We start from the raw sequence: 26,646 nt of genomic DNA, 5'->3' as shown, positions 1-26,646 counted from the left end.
TTTACGAAATCATCGCTAAGTTGACGATTACGGCAATTATATTCGGCACAGCCACCATCACTGCGTTTTTCATTTTTGTCACGCGCTGCTGCTTTTCGCGACGTTTTTCTGAACTTGTTGTTCTTGTTGACTTGTTTTTACCAGTGCCCAATGCCAAAACGCCCCATATCAATGCAACGCCAGCAACAATGCCGCTAATCATGTAAATGAATGACCAATCATTTAGCAAATACGCAATCAGCACGCCAATTAAAGCAATCGCTGTTCCAGCTAAAAAGTATTTCATTATGTTCTCTCCTTTGGATACTGTATGTGGCTAAAATTCGCCTGCTCGTTAATTTTATCAAATGTCACCCGATTGAGGTAGTCGGAGAGTTGGAAATTTGTTTTCTTATTATGTGTGGTTTCGAACCTTTGGGTGGGTTGTGATTTATACAGCAACTTTTTCGGCTCTTACATGAATTTTTCGCGCTCTTACATGAACTTTTGATCTCTTTATATGAACTTTTCCACTCTTTACACACATCGCGATTTATACACTAACTTTTGCGGCTCTTACATGAATTTTTTGCGCTCTTACACGAACTTTTGATCTCTTTACATGAACTTTTCCACTCTTTACACACATCACGATTTATACACTAACTTTTGCGGCTCTTACATGAACTTTTGATCTCTTTACATGAACTTTTCCGCTCTTTACACGCACCTCAAACTCCACAACCCCTTACCCAAAACCCCTTACCCAAAACCCAAACCCTTATAATGCCTAGCAGTTCGCTTAGGCGAACTGCGTTACTCCATTCACCTATAAAAAAGCTGTCCACAAAAGTAGACAGCTGAAATACTTTTATAATTTTCGGTAGCGTTTTAAAGCGAAGATGTTCATAAAGATAAACACTATCGCAAAAGCAGCGAGTGCTAGTAGGTTGCTTGAAATATCGGCTAATCCTTCTCCTCGGTACATAATCGCTTTTAAGGCATCGGCTGCGTAATATAGCGGCATGATGCGGCTGAGGTTTTGCAGCCAGTCGGCCATGCCTTCGAGTGGGATAATACCGGCAAAAAAGATTTGTGGAATAACGACAATCGGGATAAATTGAACCATTTGAAATTCAGACGATGCGAATGTGGATAACAAAATTCCAAGCGACAGCGCTACTAATGCCAGCATTAAATTGACAAGTATAACGTGCCATACTTGACCGATCATAATCATATCCAATACTTGGATCGAGTAAAATACGACGATAATGGTTTGGATAATCGCAAAAATGCCGAAGCCTGTTAAATAAGCCGCAACAATTTCCCAACGACGGATTGGTGTTGCTAATAAGCGTTCCAACGTTCCCGATACGCGTTCTTTTAACAAGCCGATGCCTGAAATAAGAAATACAAAAAAGAACACGAAAAAGCCGACTAGTATTGGTCCGAGTACATCAAAAAATGCGGTATCTTCATCCCCAAAAATGTATTCGGTTTCTATACTCGGCGCATTTCCTCCCCCTTGCATTGCTGCGATTTGCGTAATTTTCATGAGCAATCCACGGGATGTGCTTGGGTCATTGTTTTCCAAAACTACTTGGAAACTGCCGTCTTTTATTTCCAATAATCCTGCGAGATTATCTGAAATGATGGTTTGATTGTCAGCTTCCTCGTAAGAAATCACATCAATCGATGCGTTTTCCATCGCCGTAAGGAGCGGTTCACTGCCTCCGACCACTGCGAGTCTCGGGTCTTCTGATTCGCCATTAAAGAAAAAATACATTAAAGTCAGCACAATTAGTGGAGCAAAAAACAGCAAAGCCATTGTCCGTTTGTCGCGAAGTAATTGCAGCATGATGCGTCGAATTAGGGCTAGCGTTCTCATCGTGCATCCCTCCCTGCTTGCAAAAAGACTTCTTCTAAATCAGCTGCACCATATGTCGTTTTCAGTTCAGCCGGTGTTCCAGCTGCTAAAATTCCACCTTCACGCACCATGGCAATGCGGTCACATTTTTCTGCCTCGTCCATTACGTGAGTGGTTACAATAATCGTCTTTCCTTGCTCTTTTTTTAATGTCATCAATTCCCGCCAGATGGATATACGAAGTTCTGGGTCGATGCCGACAGTTGGCTCATCAAGAATTAGAATTTGCGGATCGTGAACAAGCGCAATCGCTAAAGACAAGCGCCGTTTCATACCACCTGAATAGGCCACAACTTTTTTTCCTAACTCGTCGGTTAACTCGACCAGATCTGCAGCATAAGCAATTCGGTCTTTCAAGTCCGCCTTCTTCATTTTGTATAATGATGCGAAAAAGCTTAAATTTTCTTTGCCTGTCAATTCAGGGTATAAGGCATCTTCTTGAGCCATGTAACCAATGTTTTCGAGCAACTTTAAATTAGGGACTTGTTTGCCCAACACTTCTACTGTCCCATTCGTCGCAGATTCAATTCCGACAATCATTTTAACTAAGGTTGTTTTTCCTGACCCCGATGGTCCGATCAAGCCGAAAATTTCACCTGCTGCAATTTGCAAGTCTACTTCTTTCAGTACGCCCGCTTTGCCATACGCTTTACTAAGGTTATTGATGGAGATGCTATTCTTCATGGGCATTCCCTCCAGTCGAATAAAATCTTCGTGTTACTTTGTATTGTACGCTCATTCTAAAAAAAACAAAGCAGCAAGTTTGCTGCTTTGTTCGAATTTTTTCTTATTTCCACTCTTCAGCCAGCATGCCATAAACTACGTGATCGACGTAATGGTTGTATAGCCATTCCGCTTGGCGAATGGTGCCTTCTTCTTTATACCCTAGACGCTCAGGGATGCTGCGGCTTTTGTGATTTTCTGCGGCTGCACGAATCTCAACTTTGTTTAACTTGAGTTCAGTCAGTGCATAATCCGTTAAAGCTTTTGACACACGCGTCATGATGCCTTTTCCTTGATATTCCTGTCCGAGCCAATAGCCAATATAGGCAGTTTTGTTGGCTGCATTGATACTATTAAAGCCTCCAACTCCCACAATCTCTCCTTTGTATAAAATAGCAGCGCCTAGAGATTTGCCTTCAACAAAATTACTGCTGCCGGATTTAATAAAATCTCTCGTGTCTTCTACTTTTGTTGTGAAATCGAGCCAAGGCAACCATTCTCTTAAATATGTTCTCGATCCTTCAGTCAATTCAAAAATCCGATCTGCATCACGCACTTCTAAAACTTTCAGCGATAAGTCTTCATCAATTTTATGTATGAACATGGAAATCACCCCTTTTATTGTATGCATCTATCGTAGCATAACTTTTACCTACTAATTACTATATTTGCCACCAATTATTTCGGTTCATTGCATTTATCTAAAGGGTGAACTACACTAACCGTAAGGTATGGAGATAGTCATTTTTATAAAAATTTCACTAAAGAAAGTGAGTTGAAAACAATGAGCGAGTTTTTCACACCTGGGAACCAGGCGCTTGGTGTCACAATTGCTGTTGGCTTTATTATCGTGTTGACGTTAATTGGGGGCGCGTTATGGTTTACGTTGATCAAAGCCCGCAAAAAAGCAGCGAGTACGGAACCACGTGAATCCGATCAAGCAATTGAAGCATTACGCCAACGATATGTAGCAGGTGAAATTACGAAAGAACAATACGATGAGCAATTGCGTTTGTTAAAAGAGTCGTCAAAAAACTAATTTCAGCTTCTTTATTCAGTTTAATTTCCAAATGAAAGGGAACTTAAAAAGAGAAGCAACAAAATCTGAAATTGGAGGTTTTATTGATGGCAACTGAACAACATGCAGAACTGATTAAAACCTTGCACGATTGCGCAGCAGCGTGCAACCACTGTTTTGACGCGTGCTTACAAGAAGATGACGTCAAAATGATGGCGCAATGCATTCGTCTAGACCGAGAGTGTGCGGACATTTGCGCTTATCTGGAGCACGCCATTACACGCAATTCACCGTTCGTAGCAGAGCTAGCAAAAGCTTGTGCAGCGATTTGTGAAGCCTGTGCAGAAGAATGTTCAAAACACGAACACGATCATTGCCAAAAATGTGCAGACGCTTGTGCAAAATGTGCAGACGCTTGCCGTAACGTAGCGTAATTCTTTTCAGTAAAAGCCCGGTCGCAGGAAATTTCCTGCGACCGGGCTTTTGTATTGGCAGGAATGCTCGCTTTTCGCCATAATAAACTCAAAGGAGTGGATTCGGATGACTCGACACGTATTGGTTATCGGCGCAGGGATTGGCGGTTTAACAGCGGGTTCGCTGCTCGCAAAAGACGGATGGGCCGTGACCTTGCTCGAAGCGTCTTCAGAACTAGGTGGCTGTGCTAGTAAATTTAAGCGCCACAAGTATTTATTTCCCGTTGGGGCAACGCTCGGGATGGGACTTGAACCAGGTGGTATTCATGAGCGTGTTTTTCGCAACCTCGGTAAACCAATGCCCATCGAACCGCTCGAGCGTGTAATGGAAATGGTTCACCCGGATGCGACTTTCGTCTTTCATAAAGACCGTACGCAACACGTTGATGGCATTGTCTCTCACTTTCCATCTTACAGCGAAAACATTCGTGCTTTCTATAAAGAAATTTTTGCAGTAGCCACAACTGTCCGTACCTTGATGGACCCTCTACCTGCCTTACCTCCTGTAAATGCAAACGAGTGGGCTTATTTGGTTAAATCAGTGCGTCCCCAACACATGAAACTGCTTCCTTTTCTCAATCAAACTTTAAGTCAACGTTTAAAAAAACATGGGCTAAGTGAATTGCATGAATTCCGGCATATGCTTGATGGATTGTTAATAGATAGTATGCAAACAGGGAGTGACGATGTCGCTTATTTATTGGCTGCAGTCGCGCTAGATATTTACCACGAGGGAGCCTATTATGTACCCGGCGGCTTGTATCGTTTTGCTGAACTGATGGGTGACAGTTTAATAGAAAATGGTGGCTTGTTGAAAAAACGACGAACGATTGAAAAATTAGAACAACAAGACGATGGCTGGATGGCGACCGATCATCGCGGCAACACCTATAGCGCAACCGATATTATTTTAAACGTCCCCATTCAGCAATTGCCGAAAATACTAGCCCCGGAACTTGTCACCAAACTGAAAGTGCCTTTACGCGACGGCATTGCCGGAGAGACATGGGCAACGTTAACGCTTTATCTAGCCATTGATTCGACCAAACTCGACGAACCTTTACCGGCATTCAGACAAATTTCAACCGGTGATGGACTTGCTGAAGGCGGTCATTTCTTTATGTCCTCTTCTCTACTAGGCGACGAGTTACGTGCGCCTGAAGGCTTTCAAACGGTGACGATTTCCACCCATTCACGTGTTGCAGAATGGGATAGCCCAGCTAAATATGAAAAAACACGCGAAGTCTTAACCGAGCGTATGCTGCAAGCGATTCAACATGTAATCCCTGGGTTTCGTGAGGCAATTGTTCATATGGAGAGTGGCGCCCCTAAAGCTTGGGAACGTTTTGCGGGTCGTGTTAACGGTTTTGTCGGGGGATTTCCTCAAACTTTAGATGCAGCTTTGTTCTATTCGATTTCGCATCATTCTGGTTTATCTAATTTATATGTTTGTGGCGATCATATCTTCCCAGGAGGCGGCACTATTGGCGCTGCTGCAAGCGGTATTCATGCGGCACGCTCGGTTTCTGGCAAACGATTAGTTTAGAAAAAACCACTGCAGATTTTTCTGCAGTGGTTTTTTAATGAACCCATTTATAACCGATTCCCCATACCGTTAAGAAATGCTCGTCAACGGGAAAACCTGCTTGACGAACTTTTTCTCGAATATTGCGGACATGCGAATCGACGGTTCGTCCTTCTGTTTCCGAGTCAAAGCCCCAAATTAATTCTAATAGCCGATCGCGTTCAAATACTTTATTTGGATTTTTCATCAACAAGCCGAGCATAGAAAATTCTTTCGGGGTGAGGCGAATTGATTTTTGTTCATAACTTAATTCGAAACCTTCTTCGTCCCAAAGCAGCCCTTTAAACTCGATTCGTCTTGTAGGTGCGCTTCGGCGCAGCAAAGCTTCCATGCGTGCAAGCAATTCTTCTTCGCCGAAAGGCTTAGTCATGTAATCGTCTGCTCCGAGACGTAACCCTTTGACCACGTCTTCTTGTTGTTCGCGAGCTGTCAACATAATGATTGGGATATCCGAAAATTTGCGGATGTCTCGGCACACTTCCCAGCCATCCATATCAGGCATCATAATATCTAGTAACACCAAATCAAAAGATTCTTTTTTCACTAATTCCAAAGCTTGATGGCCATTAGCTGCTTTTGTGCAAACGTAGTGATGTGGCCGCAAATAAAGGGCAACTAAATCAAGCATTCGTTTTTCGTCATCTACCAACAATACTTTAGGAATGGTCTCCACCTCTTTTCAAACGAATCGTCACCGTCGTTCCTTTGCCAGCTTGGCTGTCGATGTTGATCTGTCCACCATGTGATTCTACAATTTCTTTAGCAATTGCCAGCCCTAGCCCTGAACCGCCTCGTTCTCGTGACCTCGATTTTTCGACTCGGTAAAGTCGGTCAAAAACAAATGGCAGTTCGCCTTCAGGTATTCCTTGCCCTTCGTCACGAATCCGAATGACAATTTCACCTTCTTCTTCTGCGCACATAATCACTACGCTTCCGCCTGCAACCGAGTGTTTCCGGGCATTATCTAAAATATTGAGCAATACTTGTTGAATACGTTTTGAATCGATAAACACCTGAAAATTTTCACTGCATTGAACAGACAAAGTAAGTTGCTTATCTGCAAATGCTGGTTTCACTAAAACTGCAACTGAGTTTAATAATTCCGAAATTGAGACGTCTCTTTGTTCAATCGTGAATTGATTGCGATCCAATTCCGCCAAATCAAATAAATTTTTAATTAACAACGTTAAGTGAGCCGTTTCTTCCCGAATAATGTTCAAGTATTCTTCGCGCTCTCCCTCTGTCGTATCTCCGCGCCCCAAAATATCGGCGTAACCTTTAATATAGGTTAACGGTGTTCGCAATTCATGTGAAATGCTCGCTAAAAATTCATTGCGCGCCTTTTTCAGCCGATCGAGATCTGTCGATAACTTCGTAATTGCATTGGCGAGTTCACCAAGCTCATCATTTCGTTCATTTGATAAATCGACTTGATTGTTGCCTTGGCTTAACTGCTCTGTCGCTTCTTTCATGCGAATTAGCGGCAAAGTAATAAAACGTGACAACAATAAAATCGTAATAATTGTTAATACTAAGGCGACCAGCGCTACTAACAAAAATTGATTTTTTAAATGGGCAACAATGCGATCAATATTACCGGTTGGCGCAAACATAAAGACATGTCCTGCATGTTGTCCATCAATCGTAATTGGACTATCGGTTGCAATATAACGTTTTACTTTCCAATCTTCTTCGATAATTTCACCTTTGGTAGGTGCCTTTTTAAAGTCTGTATGTTCAAGAACCTCCAGCATTTCCGGCTCTAGCGCATCTGAATTCACCAAAATCTCTCCTGTCGCATCTGTAATCACGACGATAAAGTTAGTGGCCGCTTCCATCATGCCTACGTGTTTCAACGTAACTTCCTCAAAACTATCAGCCAACACTTCGCTATGCGTTTCACCTCTTGCCAACAAACTATCCAATACTCTGTCGACTCGTTCATTGACCAGTGTCACATACAACGTCGCAAACAAGAACGCTTGAATAATTAAGATAAAGACAAAAAACAACATACCGATTTTCAAAGAAAGTTTATTAAACATAAGGACCTCCGCTGTTTTCTAGCTTTTTTATTTCTCTACTTGTCCAGCGTTTAAAATTTGGTTCCAGCTATCATCCTCAAAAACAAAAGCGTGACCCGCTGCTGTGTATATGGCGAGCTGTTCTTCTTGGAGTGGATTTTGAGCGATGAATATAACTCCATCTTCCGGTAAATCAGGTAACTCGATTGACTGCTTATTGGCTGTTTCTAACGTGTAGTTGATCAGTTCTGCTTGTGCGTCGTACGTTGCATAATACAGCGACTCTTCGTTAAAAAACACAGCTGTACCGAAAACCACATTCCCTGTTAATGGCGAAAAATTATCTCCTCCATCTTCTGATAAAAATACGCCTTCTGTTGAAGCTGCAGCAATTAGTTGCGAATCACTCGGGTGCATGGCAAAAGCTGACACTTCGCCTGCTAGTCCAGATCCACTGACTTGCTGCCATTCTTCTCCATCGTTTTCACTACGGAAATATCCTGCGCTTAGCTCCGAATTTTCTTGAGGATTCATCACGAACAGATGATGACTGCGGTAACCAACCGCCATATGGTGAAAATCCGTTTCGCCCTCAAAGCCCATGTGATCGAGCGAACGACCACCGTCTATACTTCTTTGAATTCCAATCGGATTTTGCATCATTGAATCTGGCCCTGGATGACCTGATGTATAAAAGCCCTCGGCTACTGCGTTAAACCCCATATAATCATTCGCGTGTTCAGTTGCTTCCAACCATTGGCCGTCGCGGTAAATTCGCAAGCCGTGATGCGAGGCAAAGTACAAGCCTTCTTCATTTTCGATATAGCCCATGCCGTGAACATGGTCTAATTGACCATCAAATGCCACTTCCACTTCTTCCGAACTTTCATTCGTTTCAGTAGTTGATGTATCTGACTCTTCGCTTGGTGAGCATCCGACTAGCAGCAATCCTGTCATTAAAGGGGTTAACATCCATTTTGCTTTCATTATTTTCATCCTCCGATTCGTTAGTTAGGTTTCATTGTACAGGAAAAGTTTTGAGTTTTGGTGCAGATTCTGCACAGCAAATGCACAATTAGCGGGTACAGTACATTTACTACAAGAATGGAAGAGGGATATAGATGATTCACAAGAAACTATTGCTACTAACAATGTCGACTTTAACAGCACTTACATTAGCTGCTTGCGGTGATACAGAAGAAGATATGAACCCAGCAGACCCTGATACGCACGTAGAAATGAATGAAGAAGCGGATGAAGATGCGGGACACGGCGATATGGATCATTCCGGCTCTGATGAAGTTCCTGAGGGGCTGGCAGTATCAGATAATCCAACATTTGAAATTGGTAGCCAAGCAAAGATTACCGCTGAGCATATGCCAGGAATGGACGGTGCTGAGGCCACGATTGTTGGCGCCTTTGATACAACCGTGTACGCATTGAGTTATACACCAACTACAGGCGGCGAACCCGTCGAAAATCACAAGTGGGTCATCCACGAAGAGTTAGAAGATGCTGGCGACATGCCACTTTCAGCTGGAGACGAAGCAGTAATTGCTGTAGATCACATGGAAGGCATGGATGGTGCTACTGCAACGATCGATACTGCTGAAGAAACAACGGTTTATATGGTCGACTATACGGATACTGAGAACGGTGAAGAGATAAAGAATCATAAATGGGTAACTGAGAGTGAGTTATCTGCTGAATAAATGATGAACCCCCCTGCATTGTTGCAGGGGGGTTTTTATGGGGGATGATATGCACGATGCGTTAAGGGTTATGCGCGGTTCTGGGAAAATACGCGCGGTCCGCGAAACTTATGCGCGCTCCCGGGAAAATACGCACGGTCTGCGAAACTTATGCGCGCTCCCGGCGAAATATGCACGCGCGGTGAGCTTACGCACGCGCCGCGAAACTTATGCGCGCTCCTGCAAAAATACGCACGGTCCGCGAAACTTACGCGCGCTCCGGCAAAAATACGCGCGTCCCAAAAAAATCCCGCAAAACCCAACACCCCAATTACACAAAAAAGCACGGCAGAAAAACCTGCCGTGCGCTAAATCCTAACCCTTACGACAGCAACGAAATTCGCTCACTGTACGTGTCGATCAAGTTTTGATTGTGTTCGTCTGAGCCATCAATATTGCCGCTCAAAAATACCGGTGGCGCAAATCCCGCATCAGCCATTTCCCGAATCGCTTGTGCAAAAATGGCGTTTAAAATTGTGGCGCCAACAACTGTAGAAGTGGGACCAAATGGAACGTCTACACCTTCATATGATAAAACTGCGTCACCAGCAACCGAATGATTGTCGATTACCAAATCTACTGAATTGAAAAGATGGTTACCACTACTGTGTCGCGAAGTTTGACTGCCAGAATACGAAAGCGAGGTAATGCCAATCACATATGCGCCTTTTTCACGCGCCGCTAAAGCTACGTCTACCGGCACCGGGTTTCGGCCAGATGTTGAAATGACAAACACGACGTCGTCTTTTTGAAAATCCTGGTCTTTCAAGAAACTTGCTGCATAGTCATTTTGACGCTCGAGCTGAGATGACTGGACAGCTCCTTCGTGTAACATTAACGGTTCCACGAAAATCGGCTTAATCGGAACCAATCCACCGGCACGGTAAAATACTTCTTCCGTTAAAATATGCGAGTGCCCACAACCAAATAATTGGATGATGCCACCCGATTGGATAGCAGTCGCTACTTTTTTAGCAGCGGACAGCATCGCTTCGGTTTCATTTTTTTCGACAAGCTCTAGACGTTCATGTGCTTGCTGGAAGTAGCTTTTTATCATCGTGACTCAACTCCACATCAGACAGGTTCTTATGCTTCTCCAAGGCCTTCAGCGATAATGAGTTCGTCTACTTTCGCCATCAGTGATTCTTCATCGCTGCCGTCAGCTGTAATTTTAACTGTGTTGCCTTTTGAAACGCCAAGTGACATAACGCCCATAATTGATTTTAAGTTTACTTCTTTTTCTTTATAAAGCATTTTTACTTCAGCCGCAAACGGTGATACTGCGCCCACTAATTTTGATGCCGGACGTGCGTGAAGTCCTTCGTCGCTTGTAATTGTATAACTTTTTTCAATCATGTCCATTTCTCCTTTTTGATTACCGTTTAATTTCGGTGGTGAATTTGTAGCGATCTGCTCGGTACGTACTGCGTACCAATTCAAATGGCACATCGCCATCTAAATAGCTGATGCGTTCAATCATTAAGATAGCGGCTGGCACATCAATTTGCAACAGTTCGGCATCTTCTTTTTTCACCAGTCCAGCTTCCATCCGCTGGGTGGCATGACTGATTTTCAGCTGCTGATTGTTTTCTATCATCGCATACAGCGATCCTTGTAGCAAATCCCGGTGTAAGCCTGGGAAACGCGCGACTGGCAAATAGGTCCGTTCGATGGCCATGGTCTTGTCATCGGCAAAGCGAATCCGTTCGATAAAGTAAACTTTTTCTCCGTCAACTAATTGCAAAGCCGTTACAACGTCAGCGTCAGGTTTTACTATTTCAAAGCCGATGATTTTATTGCTTGGCGCCATGCCGCGGGCTAACATGTCTTCTGTGAAACTCGTCAAACCGTTTAACGGCTGTTCCACTTTTGGAGACGCAACAAATGTGCCCCGACCTTTTTCTCGATATAGCAAACCTTCATTGACCAAATTCGTAACCGATTGGCGCACCGTCATCCGGCTGACGCCAAAATACTCGGTCAACTCCCGCTCAGATGGAATCGCCGTCCCTACTAAAAAATCTCCTTGCTGAATTTGCTGTTTTAGCTGTTCTTCTATTTGAATGTAAATCGGAATTGGCGATTGTTTGTCCAGCACTGTGATCACTCCTCGTTTGCCGCTACCAAGCTATATGCTTCCTTATCCACAATTAGTGTAACATGATTGTGTTTCCATAAAAACGACGCTGGAAACTGTTCACTAATCCGTCCGGCCAACAACCGCTTGACTGCTTGCGCTTTGTTTTTCCCAGAAACCAAAACGAGAATTTGTTTGCTTTTTAAAATCGATTCAATCCCCATCGTAATTGCATGGGTCGGCACTTCATCGCGGTCACTGAAAAAACGGGCATTGCTGTTTCGTGTGGAGGGATCAAGCGATACACAATGTGTCACACTTTTCTCCGGTGTGCCGGGTTCATTAAAGCCGATATGTCCGTTCATTCCCATGCCGAGAATTTGCAAATCGGGGGGCCCAATTTCATGAATCAATGCTTCGTAACGTGCGCATTCTGCTTCAACTGACTTTGCTTTGCCATTTGGAATATGCGTATTTTCTAACTTTATATCAATATGACCAAACAGTTTCTTATTCATAAAATAGCGGTAGCTGTTTGGATGAGTTCCTGCTAACCCTCTGTATTCGTCCAAGTTTACAGTATGAACGTTTTGATAAGAAATCCCGCGTTCTTTAAAACCGCGAATAAGGTTTTCATAAAGGCCAAGCGGCGTCGAACCAGTCGCAAGTCCGAGCACCGAATGATCATTTTCTAAAATTTGTTGTTCCACTAACTCTGCCGCCTTGCTGCTCATCTCTTCGTAGTTTTCGACACATATTAGTTTCATACTCGATTCTCCTTCGTATAAGCAATCGCACCTCTGCAAATCGTCAGTTGAACAGTAAAGCTGTCATCGACAATCGCTATATCTGCATCCATCCCAGCTTGAAGCTTGCCTTTGTTTGAAAGCCCGAGTGCCGCCGCTGCGTTAGCAGAAGACATCGCCACTAGCTCATTCAAACCGCAACGCGTAATCGACTGAACATTTTGAACCGCTTTTTCCATCGTTAAAATACTGCCCGCCAATGTGCCATCAGCAAGTCGCGCATCTTTTTCGGTCACTTGCACATCTTGACCGCCCAAATCGTAAACGCCTGCAGACAACCCTTTCGCACGCATCGCATCCGTAATTAGGATTAAGCGCTTTGCCCCTTTTTGACGGAAAGCCAGTTCAACAGCAGACGGATGACTGTGAATAAAATCTGCAATCACTTCTACTGACAAAGCGTCTTCTACCAATGCCGCGCCTACTACGCCAGGATTGCGGTGGTGAAGCGGACTCATTTGGTTGTAAAGATGCGTTACATGTTTTGCTCCGCTATGCACAGCCTGTTGCACTTCTTCAAATGTAGCATCTGAATGTCCGATCGATACCGTTACTCCCTCATCTGCTAAACTTTGAATAAACGTTGCGTCCGTTGCAGTTTCAGGAGCCATGGTCACGATACGAATTTGACCGCCGCTCAGCTTTTGCCATTTATTAAATAGTGGCAAAGACGGCGTGATAATATGTTCAATCGGTTGTGCGCCTGCGCGTTTGTCGGAAATAAACGGACCTTCCAAGTGAACACCTAGCATTTCTGCCTGACCTTCTTGTGCGTTAAACACTTGAATGTTTTGCAGCGCTGCAGAGATTTCTTCATCTGTTTGCGTCATCGTCGTCGCTAAAAAACTTGTCGTGCCTTCTTTTGGCAACGCAGCGGCTAAGCCGTTCAGTGCTTCAGGTGTACTGTCCATCACATCATGTCCAGCAGCTCCGTGAATATGGATGTCAATAAACCCTGGCAACGCCGTCCACTTTTTACCGGTTGCATCGACATAGCTATCTGCTTGTACCTCAAGCTTTTCAGCAACGCGTGTGATTTGTCCGTCTTCTATTAAGATATCTCCTACAAAGCTTTCTTCGTTAGCATCCGCAATGGTGATGCCTGAAATCAATAAACTTTTCTTCATTTGGACCACTCCTTGCGAAAAACCAGGAAAATCTCGATGGATGTCCCTGGTTTTCAGCTTTAGTTAGTCGACTTTCAAAATGGAAGCTGTTCCTTGTTCTTGGAAGCCGTCTTTTATCATCGTCACTTTTTGTTCCGTTAAGTTTGTAAAAATGACCGGTGTCGCAATCGAAGGTGCATTTGCTTTTAAGAATTCCAAATCCAGTTTCAACAAAGCATCTCCACGTTGCACCAACGTGTCTTGTTCTACTAAGGCTTCAAAACCTTGTCCTTTTAATTTGACCGTGTCCAACCCAACATGGATTAACAAGTCGACTCCTGTATCTGTTTTGATACCAATAGCGTGTTTTGTTGGGAACACACTAACAACACGACCGTCTACTGGTGAATAAAGAATGTTGCCAGTCGGCACAATCGCAAACCCTTGCCCCATCATTCCTTTTGCGAATACTTCATCCGGCACTTCAGACAATGGAATGATGTCCCCTTGAATCGGCATTTCAAAATCTTTTGCAGCAATCGCTTGTACTGCCGCTGCTTCGTTTGTTTTTTCTTTTTCTACGACTGATAAATCGCTAGGTGCAGGATTGCCATTCGCTAGGCGCGGCTTCATCGCATCAGCTAAAAATTCTACGGCCGTTCCGATTACCACTTGAACGTTTGTTTTATTTATTTTCATAACGCCCATGGCACCGTGACGTTTTAATTCTTTTTCGTTTACACGGTCTGAATCTTTAACGGTCATACGTAGACGCGTCGTGCAATAATCGACTGCCACGACATTATCAACGCCGCCAAGTCCTTCAATTGTGTGGTATGCGCGAACGTCAACTGCTTTGTTGTCAGACCCTGCATTTTCTGCACCTTCTTCGTCTTCTTCTTCACGACCTGGTGTTTTCAAGTCGAGTTTGATAATCAAGAAGTAGAAAATCACAAAGTAAATGATTCCTATACCCAGTCCAACGACAAGTAGCAATAACGGATTTGTTGCGAGACCATAATTGAGCACATAGTCAATCGCTCCTGCCGAGAAACCGAAACCGTGATGAATATCTAATGCATACGAAACCATCATTGACACACCCGTGAGTAGAGCATGAATGACATATAATAGAGGAGACAAGAACATGAACGTGAATTCAATTGGTTCTGTAATCCCAGTTAAGAATGAAGTGAATCCGATACTGAACAGCATTCCTCCAACAACTGCTTTACGTTCTTTTTTAGCAGCTGCATACATCGCGAGACATGCTGCTGGTAAACCGAACATCATAATTGGGAAGAATCCAGATAAAAATGGTCCTGCTGTTGGATCGCCTTTTAGGAAACGGTTAATTTCTCCGCGTACCACTTCACCAGAGGCATCCGTGAATGTTCCAAAATCAAACCAAACAACTGTGTTGATCACGTGGTGCAATCCTGTTGGGATCAACAACCGGTTTAAGAATCCGTAAGCACCGACGCCGAACATCCCGGCATTTAAAATCCATTCTCCCGCACTGTCAAGACCTTCTTGAATTGGCGGCCATGCGTACCCAAGGACACCCGCTAAAATCGTCATCGTCGCTGCGGTAACGATCGGCACAAATCGCCTCCCCCCGAAGAACGCGAGCCATTGCGGGAATTTCACATTGTAGAATTTATTGTATAAAAGCCCCCCGGCGATACCGGATATAATACCGGAAAAAACACCCATATTAATCGTGTCGTTAATCGTGACGATGGCTGACGTTAAAACAAGATAAGCGACAGCACCCGCTAAAGCTGCTCCACCGTTACCATCGTGAGCGAGACCCATGGCAATACCGATTGCAAAAATGATTGCCAAGTTATCGATAATTCCGGCACCGGCAGCTGACATAAACGGAATGCCAAGCATGTCGTCTTGTCCAAAACGCAGCAATAACGCTGCGGCTGGCAATGTAGCGATCGGGAACATTAACGATTTCCCTATTTTTTGTAGAAAACTGAACATAAATTTCCACCCCTTTTATATATTCTTAATTTTCACTATAAACACAATCGGTATAGTTGTCTATACCAATTTAAGAATTTCTTAAAATAAAGTAAGCGTTTTCTTATGAATGCTGATAAATTCCAGTGAGTATGGCCTTTTTACATATCGACACGTACAGCGAGCAAATTTATAGAACTTAAAGATTGGTTTTGAGCGCACGGCAGGTTTTTCTGCCGTGCTTTTTTGTGTAATTGGGGGGTGGGTTTTTTTGCGGGGGATTTGCAGAGCGTACGTATTTTTCGAGTTCGTGCGTATTTCTGCCGGAGCGTGCGTAAACACCCCTCAACCGTGCGTATTTTCGCCGGAACGCGCATAAGCACCCTCGCACCGTGCGTATTCTTCGAGTTCGCGCGTATTTCTGCCGGAGCGCGCTTAAACACCCCTCAACCGTGCGTATTTTCGCCGGAACGCGCATAAGCACCCTCGCACCGCGCGTATTCTTCGAGTTCGTGCGTATTTCTGCCGGAACGCGCGTAAACACCCTTCAACCGTGCGTATTTTCGCCGGAACGCGCATAAGCACCCTCGCACCGCGCATATTCTTCGAATTCGCGCGTATTTCTGCCGGAGCGTGCGTACACATCCCTCAACCGTGCGTATTTTCGCCAGAACGCGCGTATTCTCCACCTCACGGCGCGTATTCCACGTCAAACACGCCTATCCCCTCCCCCGCTAAGTCCCAGAAAAATTTCCCCACAAAAAAACTGCAGCTACCTCGTACTAGTTCGAGGTAGCTGCAGTTTGAATAATTTATTGCCTCTTCAAATCTACTCTATTTGAAACTCACCTACGCAGCAACCAAATGGATAAGACAGCAGAAACTTTCTGTCCCGTCCATTCACTTAAGATGTCGCAGTTGCCGGATTGTCTTTTTTGCTTTTCAGGAAATTAATCAAGAATATGCCAAGCACAACGGTTAGCCCAATGATATCGGTATACGTTTCTGGAACAATGAGCAGTAACGCACCCGCTCCCAGTACGATACGGAACAACACATTAAGTTTTGCCTGGAAATAGCCTTCTGCAGCTGAACTCAATCCGATAATGCCGATAATAGCGGTTACGGTAATCATCAAAATCTCCCATATCGGCGGTAAAGTAAATTCCGTCGCATTGACCGCAATATCTGTCGTATCAATCATCAACATGGCTGGATTGTAAACAAATAAATACGGAATAATAAACCCAGCAATTGATAGACGTAAGGCGTTCAATCCGGTCCTCATCGGATCGCCACCAGATATCCCCGCCCCAGCAAATGCAGCAAGTGCGACTGGAGGTGTAATATTGGCAAAAATCCCAAAGTAAAATACAAAAAGATGCGCAACAAGCACTGGAATGCCAAATTCAGCAAGCGCTGGCGCCGTCATTGTCGCAGTGATGATGTAAGCTGGAATTGACGGCAAGCCCATTCCCAACACAATAGACGCAAGCATCGTCAAGAACAATGTCCAAAATAGAGATCCTGCGCCAAAGCTTGTAATTGCTGAAGTCATGACTGTACCAAAACTAGTTAGACTGACAACTCCGATAATAATTCCAACGACCGCACAGGCAATCATAACCGATAGCGATTGGCGTGCACCATTTTCCATTGCTTCAAGAATATCTTTAAAGCCCATGCGTGTGGATTTTCTAAGTCCTGCCACGACAACCGTTAGCACGATTGTATAAAATGCCGCATAAGCAATTGGCATGCCGGTATAAAGCATGAAAATCAAGCCGACAATCGGTAATAGTAAATGACCTTTGTCTTTTAGAACTTCTTTGGTTCTTGGCAAATCTGCTTTTGGAATGCCTTTCAGGTTTTCTTTACCTGCACGGAAATGCACTTGCATAATGACACCAAGGAAATACAAAACGGCTGGCAATAAAGCAGCGAGTGCTATCGTACCGTAAGCAATGCCGGTCGTTTCCGCCATGATAAACGCACTCGCACCCATAATCGGCGGCAAAATTTGTCCCCCTACGGATGCACTTGCTTCGACAGCCCCCGCAAAATTTTTATTGTAGCCGATTTTTTTCATTAATGGAATGGTGAAAGCACCGGTTCCGACAACGTTTGCAATCGCTGAACCGTTGATACTTCCCATAAATCCACTAGAGATCACTGCTACTTTAGCAGGTCCTCCTTGCTTACTTCCTGCTAAAGCCATTGCTAAATCGTTAAACAATTGCCCCATTCCGGATTTGGCTAAAAATGCGCCAAACAAGATAAACAGGAAAATAAACTGCAAAGAAGCAGATATGGCAGTAGAATAAAGACCTTCTGTTTTCAAATACAATTGACCAAAAATATCGCCAAGGTCAAACTGGCGTGTCATTAACATATCCGGCATCCAAATAAAATGACTGATGAATGGATAAGCTAAAAACACCAAAGCCAAAATTGGCAAGATAATACCCGTTACACGTCTTGCCGCTTCCAGAACTAGCACTACTGTCAAAATGGCAAAAATGATATCCAATGTATTTGGAATTCCACCGCGTGTCGTCATAATGTCGTTGTATTCATACATTAAGTACCCGGCTGTCCCTAGACTGAAGATAAACAAAATCCAATCGTAAAATGGTATTTTTGTACGATCTTGCTTTTTAAAAGTTGGATACACAAGGAATACTAACCCCATCCCGACCGCTACGTGAATCGAGCGTGCTTGCAAGGCTGGGAGCGGGTTGAACGTCACGTATAAATGATAAACCGAATAAGCGATGGCAATCGCTGCAATCAACCAAACCAGTTTGCGGTTTTTAAGCTTACGAACTTTTGCATCTGTATCGTACTTTTCCAGCACTTCTTGGCTGAGGGTTTTGTCTTCTTCATGGGCTGATACGCTTTCAACGTCCAAATCCCGGTTGTCTTTTGTCATAGTTTGTTCCCCCTTACATACTCCCATAGATTGAGATATTCAACCGTAATTGTCACGAACCCATAATCCTCCGTGTATGTGTATAACGGAATGTTCTTTTTCGCTGTTGTTATTGTTGTTTGTGCATTTTGGGATACAGTTAAATTCATTTCCTTATATGGACGATTGATCTTCATATGAACAAATCCATCTTCAGAAGAAATGATTTCACCATCCGAAGGAACACCTGCACCGTAGGTTTTAAACTTTGTTTCTGTTAGAAGAAGCATGTCCCCATTGCGTTCATAAAATTCTAGCCATTCTTCTTTTTCAACAGAATGAATCCACTGTAACTGAAACTCTGTTTCCGATAAGTAATAACGCTCGTTTGCAAAATCAAATTGCACAACGGGTATCCGCCATAGCAGAAGAAAGAGGAGCACAATCAAACATGCTCCTCCTACCCAAAACTTATTGTTCATCGTAGTAGCGCTGTGCTCCTGGATGTAACGGTGCGACAAGTCCTTCTTGTGCCGCTTCTAATGAAATATCTGAAGCTGCTTGGTGAGCATTTTCTAACGTATCTAGATTTTCAAAGAAAGTTTTCGTTAATTTGTAAACATCGTCTTCACTCATATCCGAGTGCACTACTAACGCGTTCATAATCGCTGCAGTTGGAATAGCTTCATCGTTACCATAAGTACCCGCTGGAATTTCTAGTGGTAAGAAGTAAGATTTATCTGCCGCCACACGTTCAACGTCTTCTGGTGCAATAGAAACCATGCGGATGTCTAGTGTTTCTGATAGTTCTAGAAGTGAAGCGTTTGGCAAACCACTTGTCAGGAAGGCAGCATCAATTTGGCCGGCACGTAGTCCGTCAGCTGCTTCTGCATAACCTAAATAATCCACATCGATATCGTCATACGTAATGCCGTAACCTTCGAGAAGAGTACGTGCATTTACTTCTACTCCAGAGTTTTGATCGCCTACAGCAATTCGTTTGCCACGTAAGTCTTCAAAAGTTTCAATTCCTGAATCTGCAGTCGTTACAATTTGAACATAGTTCGGATATAAAGCAGCGATTTGGCTAATTTTGTCCGTTGGCTCCGTAAAGCCTTCAGTCCCTTCTACTGCTTGGCTCACAACATCACTCATCGTGAAAGCCATTTCAATTTTGTCTTCTTTAATCAAGTTAACGTTCTCAACAGAAGCTCCTGTTGTTTGCGTTCTTGAATTGACATCATATGTAGAACTATAAGTTTCTGCTAGCGTCGAACCAATAATGTTGTATGGACCTGATGCTCCACCCGTTGCGATTGTCACAAGGTTTGCTTCTAATCCTTCAGCTTCTCCGCCGCCTTCAGTTGGTGTTGCCTCGTCTTCTCCACATGCTGCTAATGCTAAACTGCTAGCGACCATTAAAGATAATGCACTTACTTTCATTTTTTTCATCTTTCTTCCCCCTAAGTTTTTTTCAGTATAGCGAGATTATACCATTAATTAGATAGAATATTTGTTTTTTTCCGATTAAACCATTAATTGGAGTGTTTTTTTAAAAATTTTTTATTTTGTTGACAGTTTCTTTAAACAGGAATAAAGTAGGCTCATATTTTACTTCTATAAGATGAGGAAGTGTCTAGCATGCGTTCCTGGGGAAAAAAGCGGATGACCGTTTCTCCACCATTGGTGATTTCTGGAAGCTTTTTGTTTTTAATTTTAGTGGGCACTTTACTTTTAAAGCTACCGTTCGCCACTACCCAACCGATTTCTTGGACGGATGCTTTGTTCACGGCTACATCCGCTACTACTGTGACTGGGCTAAGTGTCTTTGACCCTGGCACTGTGCTGACTGCTTTTGGCGAGTTGGTTCTTCTTGTCCTCATTCAATGCGGCGGAATCGGCTTGATGACGTTTGCGGTCGCGATTCTTATTTTATTTCGCAAAAAAGTTGGTCTGCAAAACCGTATCTATCTGCAGGAATCACTCACACAAAGTTCAATCGGCGGCATCGTGAAGCTCGTCAAATTGATTTTGACGTTTGCTTTAACCGTAGAAGCTGTCGCAACAATCCTTCTAACCATTTACTGGATTCCCCAATTTGGTTTTGAAGACGCACTCAACTACAGCATTTTTCATGTCATCTCTGCTTTTAATAATGCAGGGTTTTCTTTATTCCCTGACAACATGATGAGTTTTGCTGGCGACCCAATGGTGACGATATTGATCTCCTCATTGTTCATCATTGGCGGCATTGGTTTTACTGTTGTTATGGACGTTTCACAAAAAAAATCAATTCGTCGATGGGCTCTGCACACAAAGTTAATGGTTGGCGGCACCCTAATTTTAAATAGTTTGGCCATGTTGGTGTTTTTTCTATTGGAATACAACAATCCCGGAACGCTCGGCAATATGTCGTTGTTTGATAAATTGGTGACGTCTTATTTTAGTGCCGTGACGCCGCGAACTGCTGGATTTAATATGTTGGACTACGGGGCACTTGAAGACCCGACTTTGTTGTTTACGATGCTGTTGATGTTTATTGGCGGCGGCAGTGCGTCAACCGCTTCAGGTATTAAATTGACCACATTTATCGTAGTTATTCTCGCAACCCTTTCTTTTTTGCGGTCACGGAGAGAACCGGAAATTTTCGGCCGTTCTATTCGGCTAGAAACCGTCATCCGGTCGCTTGCCATCACGACGATTAGCGTCTTGCTCGTTGTTTTTTTCTTGTTCCTATTGACCGTTACCGAAAAGATTCCGTTCTTGCCTTTAGCGTTTGAAGTCGTCTCAGCGTTTGGAACTGTCGGCTTGTCGATGGGCATTAGCGGAGACATGACAAGCATTGGCGAAGTTTTACTCAGTATCGTCATGTTCACAGGCCGCATTGGCCCATTAACCTTGTTCTTTATCTTGATGAAACCGCGCAAAGAAAATTACCGCTATCCTTATGACCCGGTATTTACGGGGTGAACACAAAAACGCAGTTCCGATTGTTTCGGAACTGCGTTTTTTAAAATGTTTTCACAAACTATTAATCAATTGTCCGCAACGGTAACCATGCCGTACGACGTGATTAAGTGCCACATGTTTTGTGGAATATCTAATGTTCCTACCATGTTAGGCTTGATCACAGGATTGATGTCTTGTTCTTTGCCTTGTTTGATTTTTTCCGTCCACTCAGGATCGATCAATGCTTGGCGACCCATCACGACAATGTCGGCACCTTCTGCGATGACCGATAAAGCGTCTTCTGGTGTTTTCACACTACCAACAGCTACAAATGGGACGCGGCCTTTAATTTGATCGGCTAAAATGCGAATGATGCTGTCGCCTTGTTCAGCGCCTTTTGGTGTTTTCTTAAATTCAAACAACGACACGTGAATATAATGAATGCCACGGTCGATTAATTCTTCCACCAATATTTTTGTTTCTTCAATTGTATACCCTGTCGTTTTTTCATTGTTTTCTTCTGGCGATAGGCGGTAGCCTACGATAAATTGCTCATCCGCATATTCGATTACCGTGTCTTGAACTTTTTTCATAACGGCAAGAGGGAATCTCATGCGATTTACAAGCGTGCCTCCCCATTGATCTTGACGCTGGTTTGTCACGGATGAAACAAATTGCTGAAGCAAATACGTATTCGCTCCGTGAATTTCAACACCGTCAAAGCCTGCTTCAATCGCTCTTCTTGTCGTTTCACCAAAATCTTCGATAATCGCGTAAATTTCCTCTTCAGTCAATTCGCGCGGAGTTGGTTTTCCAACTTCACCTGGAACAGCACTTGGCGCTACCGTTTCGTTTGCCTTAATCAATTCAGGCTTGCTCTGGCGACCGCCATGTTGCATTTGCAGTATAGCTTTACTGCCTTTTGACTTCATCTCTTTTGCCAACTGTTTCAAGCGCGGCAATGCACTATCGTCAAATCCAATAAACTGATTGGGGAACGCAATGCCGTTTTCTGAAACTGCGATGCACGCCGTAACATATAAACTGCCGAGACCTGCACGGCGATTGTAATAGCTCAATTCTTCATTAGAAACCGTACCGTCTTCATTTCCTGAATACGTCGTCATGGGTGCAACTCCAAGACGATCGTTTAACACCACGCCATTTGGCAAAGTGATTTCGTTAAACAATTCTTTATATAATGGCTTCATGGAAGTTCCTCTTTTCTTCGTGCTCTTCTTTTCCGAAAGGTATCGGTATTTCAAAATAGCATACGGATTTTAAGGAATCAAGAATACGCGCTCGCATCGTTTTTTTGGTACATTATTTTTGACCGCCCTTTATCTGAGTGGTACGCTTTTCTCGAATTCGTATCTAGAGGAGGAATTTTTCATGACAGCTCAATTACATAAAGAAATTCAATTGGCGAACCGCCCAGAAGGCATGCCAACTAATGATGATTTTAATTTTGTCGAAAAAGAAATTCCGATACCCGCAGAAAATGAAGTACTATTAAAAACACTTTACCTATCCGTAGACCCATATATGCGCGGACGGATGAGAGACGTAAAATCTTATATCCCTCCATTCGAATTAAACCAAGCTTTAACTGGCGGTCTATTAGCTGAAGTCGTCGAATCGCGCTCGGATTTATTTGAAAAAGGTGATATTGTCAGCAGCAATCTTAGCTGGGCTGAATATAATGTAGCAAATGCCAGCAAGTTGCAAAAAATTGACCCAACCGCTGCATCTATTACGGCACACTTGAGTGTTCTAGGATTGACTGGACTTACTGCTTATTTTGGATTGCTTGATATTGCGAATCCACAAGCAGGCGAAACGGTGGTTGTTTCAGGCGCAGCCGGTGCTGTCGGTTCGATTGTCGGCCAAATCGCAAAAATTAAAGGAACGCGCGTTGTTGGCATCGCCGGTTCTGATGATAAAATCGATTACTTGATCAATGAACTTGGGTTCGACGCTGCTGTGAATTACAAAAAAGACAGCTTTAAAGAAGACTTGATCAACGCACTTCCTGATGGCGTTGACGTGTACTTTGATAATGTTGGTGGCGACATTTCCGACGCCGTGATTCGTCAGTTAAACAAACATGCACGCATTTCATTGTGCGGCGCTATCTCTTCTTATAACAATGAAGAGGGAGACCTTGGTCCACGCATGCAAGGTCAGTTTATTCGGACCAGCACAATGATGAAAGGCTTTACGCTTGGTGACTACGCAAAAGAATTACCCGCAGGTGTTGCGGCACTTACGCAATGGCTGCAAGAAGGCAAATTGAAATACGATGAAACGATTGTTGAAGGCTTTGAAAATACCCCGGAAGCGTTCCTTGGCTTGTTCAAAGGTACGAATCTCGGCAAACAATTAGTAAAAGTCGCAGACCCTGAGTTTGCAAAGCTATAAAACGAAGAAAAGCCGCCTAAACTAGGCGGCTTTTTTCCATTTAATGGCGATACTGTCGAGATTGGGTGAAATACTGTCCGAATTGGATAAAATACTGTCGAAATCGAGCCGAATACTGTCCAATATCGAGAAATACTGTCCAACAGCGTCAACACCCCTTATAAATCTTTGAGAAAACGAAAGACCATGCGCGGCAAGAAAAATAATAGCTCCAAACCCTCTACTATAAATTCCACAACATCCAAAATCCACCAGCGGTCTTTCTTTTCTTTCTCTTTCGATTTGATTTCCATTTGCCACGCCTACCCTTCTGCTTTTTCACATAATACGCAGCAGGATACAAATGGTTTCATTTTCCAGTCAAATCAAAAACTGACGTCAATAAACGCAAGGCTTTCATGCGATTAGCGGCACCTGAAATATTCGGGATTACGGTGACTTCATCTGCTCTAAATCGTTCAGCAAGGTCTTCAATCTGCTCTTTTACTTGCTCTGCAGTTCCAATCAACATGCGTCGACGATTGCGGTTCACTTTTTCTTGTTCACTCGCAGTAAAGCCACGCTTTCGAGCAGTTTCGGCTGACGGATAATAAGGAGGTGGCGAATCAGATTCAATAAACAATAGCCACAAATCAAACGCAGTCGCTAACTTCTCAGCTTTTTCTGCCGTTTCAGCAACTACTGCAAATACAGCTAGAATCACTTTTGGCTCCTGTAAGAATACCGACGGCTGAAATTCCGCGCGATATGCGTTCACCACATCGACAGATTGTCCTGACGGTTTTGCAAAATGAGCATACGCGTAACTCATGCCTTTTTCAGCAGCTAGCTTCGCACTACCAAGCCCAGTACCAAGTAGCCACATTTCGGGTGCTGTATTGATCATTGGCATCGCCACTAACGATTGAAAGCGGTGCTCACTTTTCGTATCATCCGAAAAATATTTTTGAAGATCCGTTATTTGTTGATCGTACGGCAACCGTTTTGTTTTGCTTTCATTTAATGCTGCGTTGACGTTGCGGTAACTGCGCGAACGACCAATACCAAGATCGATGCGGCCCGGATGCAACGCTTCAAGCATGCGGAAATTTTCCGCTACTTTATATGCACTGTAATGCGGCAACATCACCCCGCCCGAGCCAATGCGAATCGTTTTCGTAGACGTCGCCAAATGCATCATCAACATTTCGGGAGTACTGCCTGCGACCGACTCGACTTTATGATGTTCCGCTACCCAAAACCGCTTGAACCCAAGCTCTTCTGCTAGCTGTGCAAGTTCGGTCGTTTGCTTAAGCGCAACTACCGAAGTTTGCCCCTCATCAATTGGCGAATAATCTAAGACGTTCAATACAACCATGGGGCCGCCTCCTTTCACAATGCTTAAATCTTAGCACGGCAATCAAATCCGCTTCTACTTTACGGACTTACTGTAACTGAATAAATCTATTTTGTGACAGACCGTGCAAATTATCAGTTTTTTCCGAATCGACTCAGTACCTCTTTTATTGGCTAGTGGATTAAAATTAAGATAACAATTGTAACGAAATTACTCCACCATGAAAGGCAGGAGCTTTATTATGAAAACACTGACATTCGCAGGATTTGCGATTTTATTGCTATTGTTGCTTTCAGGTTGTGGAACAGCAAATGTTTCAGAGTCCAGCGGCACTGATTCTGGACAAGGGACAACGACAAGTACCTCCAAATTCCCAGACAACCCTAACATAGACCTCGAGTTTGATACAGACAACTTACAAGATATTTACTTAGCTGGCGGTTGCTTCTGGGGCGTCGAAGCTTATATGTCACGAGTTTACGGTGTTTACGATGTGACATCAGGTTATGCGAATGGCAACACGGAAAATCCAACTTACGAAGAAGTGGTTCGCGAAAATACAGGCCACGCTGAAACGGTCCATGTCCGGTATGATCCAGAACGTGTGGATTTAGAAGAAGTATTGAACCATTACTTCCTCATCATTGACCCAACGCTTTTAAATCAACAAGGCAATGACCGCGGCGAACAGTACCGTACAGGTATTTATTATGAAAATGAAGACGACCGAGCTGTGATCGATCAAGTGGTAACTGCTCAAGAAGATCGCTACGACGATCCAATTGTTACGGAAGTTGAAATGCTGGATCATTATTATTTAGCTGAAGAGTATCATCAAGATTATCTCGAAAAAAATCCAGATGGCTATTGTCACGTCGAATTTGATACGTTAGAAGATCAAAAATTAGGTGAAGATGCGCAGTCGTTAATCGATCCTGCACTTTACCCAAAACCAAGTGACGACGAACTAAAAGCCACATTAACAGATATTCAATATGCTGTTACGCAAGAAGATGATACGGAACGCGCTTTTTCAAGTGAATACGACGACTTTTATGAACCGGGCATTTATGTGGATATCACGACAGGAGAACCGCTTTTCTCTTCTGCCGACAAGTACGATTCCACAACCGGATGGCCGAGTTTTACAAAACCGATTGATCCTGACGTAGTGACTGAACATGATGACGGTTTGTTCTTTATGAAACGAACCGAAATTAGAAGTCGCGCAGGAGACAGTCACTTAGGGCATGTCTTTAACGATGGCCCCGAAGACAAAGGCGGCTTGCGCTATTGCATGAACGGTGCAGCGTTGCTGTTCGTTCCTGAAGCAGATATGGAAGCACAAGGCTATGGCTTCTTGTTGGATAAAGTAAATTAATTGCCTGTCATTACTAAATGAAAACATAAAACCCCGAACACCATTTTTCAAATGGTGTTCGGGGTTTTAACTGTTTCAGGAATTAAGAGCTTGCTCCAGGCGGGCATTTTCCGCCGGCACGGGCGCTTACGCTTTTCTTTGTCCAGACTCCAGCAGCCAGATTCTTGGGTCATAAGCCACTCTGGCTGTGCGGCAAAGAACGC

General features: G+C 43.6%; 27 protein-coding genes. 8 read left to right on the top strand and 19 right to left on the bottom strand.

The genetic code is table 11. From position 1 onward, the window contains the following. Position 1: 1 nt before the first annotated feature. From BCM40_RS03115 to BCM40_RS03100, 4 genes are all read right to left on the bottom strand, one after another. Positions 2-286 (bottom strand): DUF5316 domain-containing protein, encoded by a 285-nt coding sequence (locus BCM40_RS03115; protein WP_065527200.1) that lies wholly within the window; start codon positions 284-286, stop codon positions 2-4. 564 nt (positions 287-850) lie between these two features. Beyond that, the gene (locus BCM40_RS03110) at positions 851-1,870 is read right to left on the bottom strand and encodes an ABC transporter permease (protein ID WP_065527201.1); all 1,020 of its coding nucleotides are present in this window, start codon (positions 1,868-1,870) and stop codon (positions 851-853) included. Next, entirely contained in the window at positions 1,867-2,592 is a 726-nt protein-coding gene (locus BCM40_RS03105) for an ABC transporter ATP-binding protein (RefSeq protein WP_065527202.1), read from the bottom strand. The genes BCM40_RS03110 and BCM40_RS03105 overlap by 4 nt, the downstream gene beginning before the upstream one ends. 103 nt (positions 2,593-2,695) lie before the next feature. Then, on the bottom strand, positions 2,696-3,235 hold the full coding sequence (locus tag BCM40_RS03100) for a GNAT family N-acetyltransferase (RefSeq protein WP_065527203.1): 540 nt from the start codon (positions 3,233-3,235) through the stop codon (positions 2,696-2,698). Between the two features lie 180 nt (positions 3,236-3,415). Between BCM40_RS03100 and BCM40_RS03095 the strand changes: the two genes are divergently transcribed. From BCM40_RS03095 to BCM40_RS03085, 3 genes are all read left to right on the top strand, one after another. Continuing rightward, positions 3,416-3,670 (top strand): SHOCT domain-containing protein, encoded by a 255-nt coding sequence (locus tag BCM40_RS03095; RefSeq protein ID WP_065527204.1) that lies wholly within the window; start codon positions 3,416-3,418, stop codon positions 3,668-3,670. Between the two features lie 86 nt (positions 3,671-3,756). Continuing rightward, the gene (locus BCM40_RS03090) at positions 3,757-4,083 is read left to right on the top strand and encodes a four-helix bundle copper-binding protein (RefSeq protein WP_065527205.1); all 327 of its coding nucleotides are present in this window, start codon (positions 3,757-3,759) and stop codon (positions 4,081-4,083) included. A 106-nt stretch (positions 4,084-4,189) separates the two neighbouring features. Then, positions 4,190-5,668, top strand: coding sequence for a phytoene desaturase family protein (locus BCM40_RS03085; protein WP_065527206.1), 1,479 nt, complete (start codon positions 4,190-4,192; stop codon positions 5,666-5,668). Positions 5,669-5,702: 34 nt separating this feature from the next. Here the strand turns inward: BCM40_RS03085 and BCM40_RS03080 are convergent, their stop codons facing one another. From BCM40_RS03080 to BCM40_RS03070, 3 genes are read right to left on the bottom strand one after another with little or no spacing between them, the layout of a single operon-like run. Then, positions 5,703-6,371 (bottom strand): response regulator transcription factor, encoded by a 669-nt coding sequence (locus BCM40_RS03080; RefSeq protein WP_197681412.1) that lies wholly within the window; start codon positions 6,369-6,371, stop codon positions 5,703-5,705. Then, positions 6,364-7,752: a sensor histidine kinase gene (locus tag BCM40_RS03075; RefSeq protein ID WP_065527208.1), complete on the bottom strand. Its 1,389-nt coding sequence runs from the start codon at positions 7,750-7,752 to the stop codon at positions 6,364-6,366. Before BCM40_RS03075 ends, BCM40_RS03080 begins: the two co-directional genes overlap by 8 nt. Positions 7,753-7,779: 27 nt before the next feature. Then, a complete protein-coding gene (locus BCM40_RS03070) occupies positions 7,780-8,718 on the bottom strand; it encodes a F510_1955 family glycosylhydrolase (protein ID WP_065527209.1) in 939 nt (312 codons plus the stop codon). A gap of 134 nt (positions 8,719-8,852) precedes the next feature. On the opposite strand from BCM40_RS03070, the gene BCM40_RS03065 reads away from it, so the two are divergent. Next, the gene (locus BCM40_RS03065) at positions 8,853-9,443 is read left to right on the top strand and encodes a YdhK family protein (RefSeq protein WP_065527210.1); all 591 of its coding nucleotides are present in this window, start codon (positions 8,853-8,855) and stop codon (positions 9,441-9,443) included. A gap of 37 nt (positions 9,444-9,480) precedes the next feature. After that, on the top strand, positions 9,481-9,801 hold the full coding sequence (locus BCM40_RS03060; RefSeq protein ID WP_065527211.1) for a hypothetical protein: 321 nt from the start codon (positions 9,481-9,483) through the stop codon (positions 9,799-9,801). A 3-nt stretch (positions 9,802-9,804) separates the two neighbouring features. Here BCM40_RS03060 and BCM40_RS03055 read toward each other — a convergent pair whose 3' ends face one another. The 9 genes from BCM40_RS03055 to BCM40_RS03015 form a co-directional block, all read right to left on the bottom strand. Beyond that, a complete protein-coding gene (locus tag BCM40_RS03055; protein WP_065527212.1) occupies positions 9,805-10,539 on the bottom strand; it encodes an SIS domain-containing protein in 735 nt (244 codons plus the stop codon). A gap of 29 nt (positions 10,540-10,568) precedes the next feature. Next, a complete protein-coding gene (locus tag BCM40_RS03050) occupies positions 10,569-10,838 on the bottom strand; it encodes a phosphocarrier protein HPr (RefSeq protein WP_008432745.1) in 270 nt (89 codons plus the stop codon). A 19-nt stretch (positions 10,839-10,857) separates the two neighbouring features. Continuing rightward, a complete protein-coding gene (locus tag BCM40_RS03045; RefSeq protein WP_065527213.1) occupies positions 10,858-11,580 on the bottom strand; it encodes a GntR family transcriptional regulator in 723 nt (240 codons plus the stop codon). Positions 11,581-11,585: 5 nt separating this feature from the next. Continuing rightward, positions 11,586-12,326, bottom strand: coding sequence for a glucosamine-6-phosphate deaminase (nagB, locus tag BCM40_RS03040; RefSeq protein WP_065527214.1), 741 nt, complete (start codon positions 12,324-12,326; stop codon positions 11,586-11,588). Continuing rightward, positions 12,323-13,492, bottom strand: a complete 1,170-nt coding sequence (nagA, locus tag BCM40_RS03035) for an N-acetylglucosamine-6-phosphate deacetylase (protein ID WP_065527215.1) — start codon at positions 13,490-13,492, stop codon at positions 12,323-12,325. The genes nagB and nagA overlap by 4 nt, the downstream gene beginning before the upstream one ends. Positions 13,493-13,555: 63 nt before the next feature. After that, the gene (nagE, locus tag BCM40_RS03030; protein ID WP_065527216.1) at positions 13,556-15,466 is read right to left on the bottom strand and encodes an N-acetylglucosamine-specific PTS transporter subunit IIBC; all 1,911 of its coding nucleotides are present in this window, start codon (positions 15,464-15,466) and stop codon (positions 13,556-13,558) included. Between the two features lie 883 nt (positions 15,467-16,349). Then, a complete protein-coding gene (locus BCM40_RS03025) occupies positions 16,350-18,377 on the bottom strand; it encodes a TRAP transporter permease (protein ID WP_065527217.1) in 2,028 nt (675 codons plus the stop codon). Continuing rightward, on the bottom strand, positions 18,374-18,799 hold the full coding sequence (locus BCM40_RS03020; RefSeq protein ID WP_238323770.1) for a DUF1850 domain-containing protein: 426 nt from the start codon (positions 18,797-18,799) through the stop codon (positions 18,374-18,376). Before BCM40_RS03020 ends, BCM40_RS03025 begins: the two co-directional genes overlap by 4 nt. Positions 18,800-18,827: 28 nt before the next feature. After that, entirely contained in the window at positions 18,828-19,808 is a 981-nt protein-coding gene (locus BCM40_RS03015) for a TAXI family TRAP transporter solute-binding subunit (RefSeq protein WP_065527219.1), read from the bottom strand. 189 nt (positions 19,809-19,997) lie between these two features. Between BCM40_RS03015 and BCM40_RS03010 the strand changes: the two genes are divergently transcribed. Continuing rightward, a complete protein-coding gene (locus BCM40_RS03010) occupies positions 19,998-21,326 on the top strand; it encodes a TrkH family potassium uptake protein (RefSeq protein ID WP_065527220.1) in 1,329 nt (442 codons plus the stop codon). Positions 21,327-21,391: 65 nt separating this feature from the next. On the opposite strand, the gene BCM40_RS03005 is transcribed toward BCM40_RS03010, so the two are convergent. Then, positions 21,392-22,516, bottom strand: coding sequence for an NADH-dependent flavin oxidoreductase (locus BCM40_RS03005; RefSeq protein ID WP_065527221.1), 1,125 nt, complete (start codon positions 22,514-22,516; stop codon positions 21,392-21,394). Positions 22,517-22,697: 181 nt separating this feature from the next. Between BCM40_RS03005 and BCM40_RS03000 the strand changes: the two genes are divergently transcribed. Beyond that, a complete protein-coding gene (locus BCM40_RS03000; RefSeq protein ID WP_065527222.1) occupies positions 22,698-23,726 on the top strand; it encodes an NADP-dependent oxidoreductase in 1,029 nt (342 codons plus the stop codon). A gap of 21 nt (positions 23,727-23,747) precedes the next feature. Here BCM40_RS03000 and BCM40_RS02995 read toward each other — a convergent pair whose 3' ends face one another. Further along, on the bottom strand, positions 23,748-24,026 hold the full coding sequence (locus BCM40_RS02995; RefSeq protein WP_065527223.1) for a hypothetical protein: 279 nt from the start codon (positions 24,024-24,026) through the stop codon (positions 23,748-23,750). Between the two features lie 49 nt (positions 24,027-24,075). Continuing rightward, a complete protein-coding gene (locus tag BCM40_RS02990; protein WP_065527224.1) occupies positions 24,076-25,083 on the bottom strand; it encodes an LLM class flavin-dependent oxidoreductase in 1,008 nt (335 codons plus the stop codon). A 220-nt stretch (positions 25,084-25,303) separates the two neighbouring features. Here BCM40_RS02990 and msrB point away from each other — a divergent pair, with 220 nt between their 5' ends. Next, entirely contained in the window at positions 25,304-26,443 is a 1,140-nt protein-coding gene (gene msrB / locus BCM40_RS02985; RefSeq protein WP_065527225.1) for a peptide-methionine (R)-S-oxide reductase MsrB, read from the top strand. The last annotated feature ends 203 nt before the right edge of the window (positions 26,444-26,646 follow it).

Origin of the sequence: Planococcus donghaensis, from assembly GCF_001687665.2 — a bacterium.
GTDB classification, from domain to species: domain Bacteria; phylum Bacillota; class Bacilli; order Bacillales_A; family Planococcaceae; genus Planococcus; species Planococcus donghaensis.
Note: the sequence above shows the minus strand (reverse complement) of the source record. Positions and strands in the feature narration are given on the sequence as shown.

Bases quoted from the DNA above. Each gene is read 5' to 3' on its own strand.
- BCM40_RS03070 (WP_065527209.1), bottom strand. From the start codon at position 8,718: ATGAAAGCAAAATGGATGTTAACCCCTTTAATGACAGGATTGCTGCTA.
- BCM40_RS03100 (WP_065527203.1), bottom strand. From the start codon at position 3,235: ATGTTCATACATAAAATTGATGAAGACTTATCGCTGAAAGTTTTAGAA.
- BCM40_RS03025 (WP_065527217.1), bottom strand. From the start codon at position 18,377: ATGACAAAAGACAACCGGGATTTGGACGTTGAAAGCGTATCAGCCCAT.
- nagE (WP_065527216.1), bottom strand. From the start codon at position 15,466: ATGTTCAGTTTTCTACAAAAAATAGGGAAATCGTTAATGTTCCCGATC.
- BCM40_RS03090 (WP_065527205.1), top strand. From the start codon at position 3,757: ATGGCAACTGAACAACATGCAGAACTGATTAAAACCTTGCACGATTGC.
- BCM40_RS03115 (WP_065527200.1), bottom strand. From the start codon at position 286: ATGAAATACTTTTTAGCTGGAACAGCGATTGCTTTAATTGGCGTGCTG.
- nagB (WP_065527214.1), bottom strand. From the start codon at position 12,326: ATGAAACTAATATGTGTCGAAAACTACGAAGAGATGAGCAGCAAGGCG.
- BCM40_RS03015 (WP_065527219.1), bottom strand. From the start codon at position 19,808: ATGAAAAAAATGAAAGTAAGTGCATTATCTTTAATGGTCGCTAGCAGT.
- BCM40_RS03105 (WP_065527202.1), bottom strand. From the start codon at position 2,592: ATGAAGAATAGCATCTCCATCAATAACCTTAGTAAAGCGTATGGCAAA.
- BCM40_RS03050 (WP_008432745.1), bottom strand. From the start codon at position 10,838: ATGATTGAAAAAAGTTATACAATTACAAGCGACGAAGGACTTCACGCA.
- BCM40_RS03085 (WP_065527206.1), top strand. From the start codon at position 4,190: ATGACTCGACACGTATTGGTTATCGGCGCAGGGATTGGCGGTTTAACA.
- nagA (WP_065527215.1), bottom strand. From the start codon at position 13,492: ATGAAGAAAAGTTTATTGATTTCAGGCATCACCATTGCGGATGCTAAC.
- BCM40_RS03055 (WP_065527212.1), bottom strand. From the start codon at position 10,539: ATGATAAAAAGCTACTTCCAGCAAGCACATGAACGTCTAGAGCTTGTC.
- msrB (WP_065527225.1), top strand. From the start codon at position 25,304: ATGAAAACACTGACATTCGCAGGATTTGCGATTTTATTGCTATTGTTG.
- BCM40_RS03005 (WP_065527221.1), bottom strand. From the start codon at position 22,516: ATGAAGCCATTATATAAAGAATTGTTTAACGAAATCACTTTGCCAAAT.
- BCM40_RS03010 (WP_065527220.1), top strand. From the start codon at position 19,998: ATGCGTTCCTGGGGAAAAAAGCGGATGACCGTTTCTCCACCATTGGTG.
- BCM40_RS03110 (WP_065527201.1), bottom strand. From the start codon at position 1,870: ATGAGAACGCTAGCCCTAATTCGACGCATCATGCTGCAATTACTTCGC.
- BCM40_RS02990 (WP_065527224.1), bottom strand. From the start codon at position 25,083: ATGGTTGTATTGAACGTCTTAGATTATTCGCCAATTGATGAGGGGCAA.
- BCM40_RS03075 (WP_065527208.1), bottom strand. From the start codon at position 7,752: ATGTTTAATAAACTTTCTTTGAAAATCGGTATGTTGTTTTTTGTCTTT.
- BCM40_RS03000 (WP_065527222.1), top strand. From the start codon at position 22,698: ATGACAGCTCAATTACATAAAGAAATTCAATTGGCGAACCGCCCAGAA.
- BCM40_RS03060 (WP_065527211.1), top strand. From the start codon at position 9,481: ATGGGGGATGATATGCACGATGCGTTAAGGGTTATGCGCGGTTCTGGG.
- BCM40_RS03095 (WP_065527204.1), top strand. From the start codon at position 3,416: ATGAGCGAGTTTTTCACACCTGGGAACCAGGCGCTTGGTGTCACAATT.
- BCM40_RS03065 (WP_065527210.1), top strand. From the start codon at position 8,853: ATGATTCACAAGAAACTATTGCTACTAACAATGTCGACTTTAACAGCA.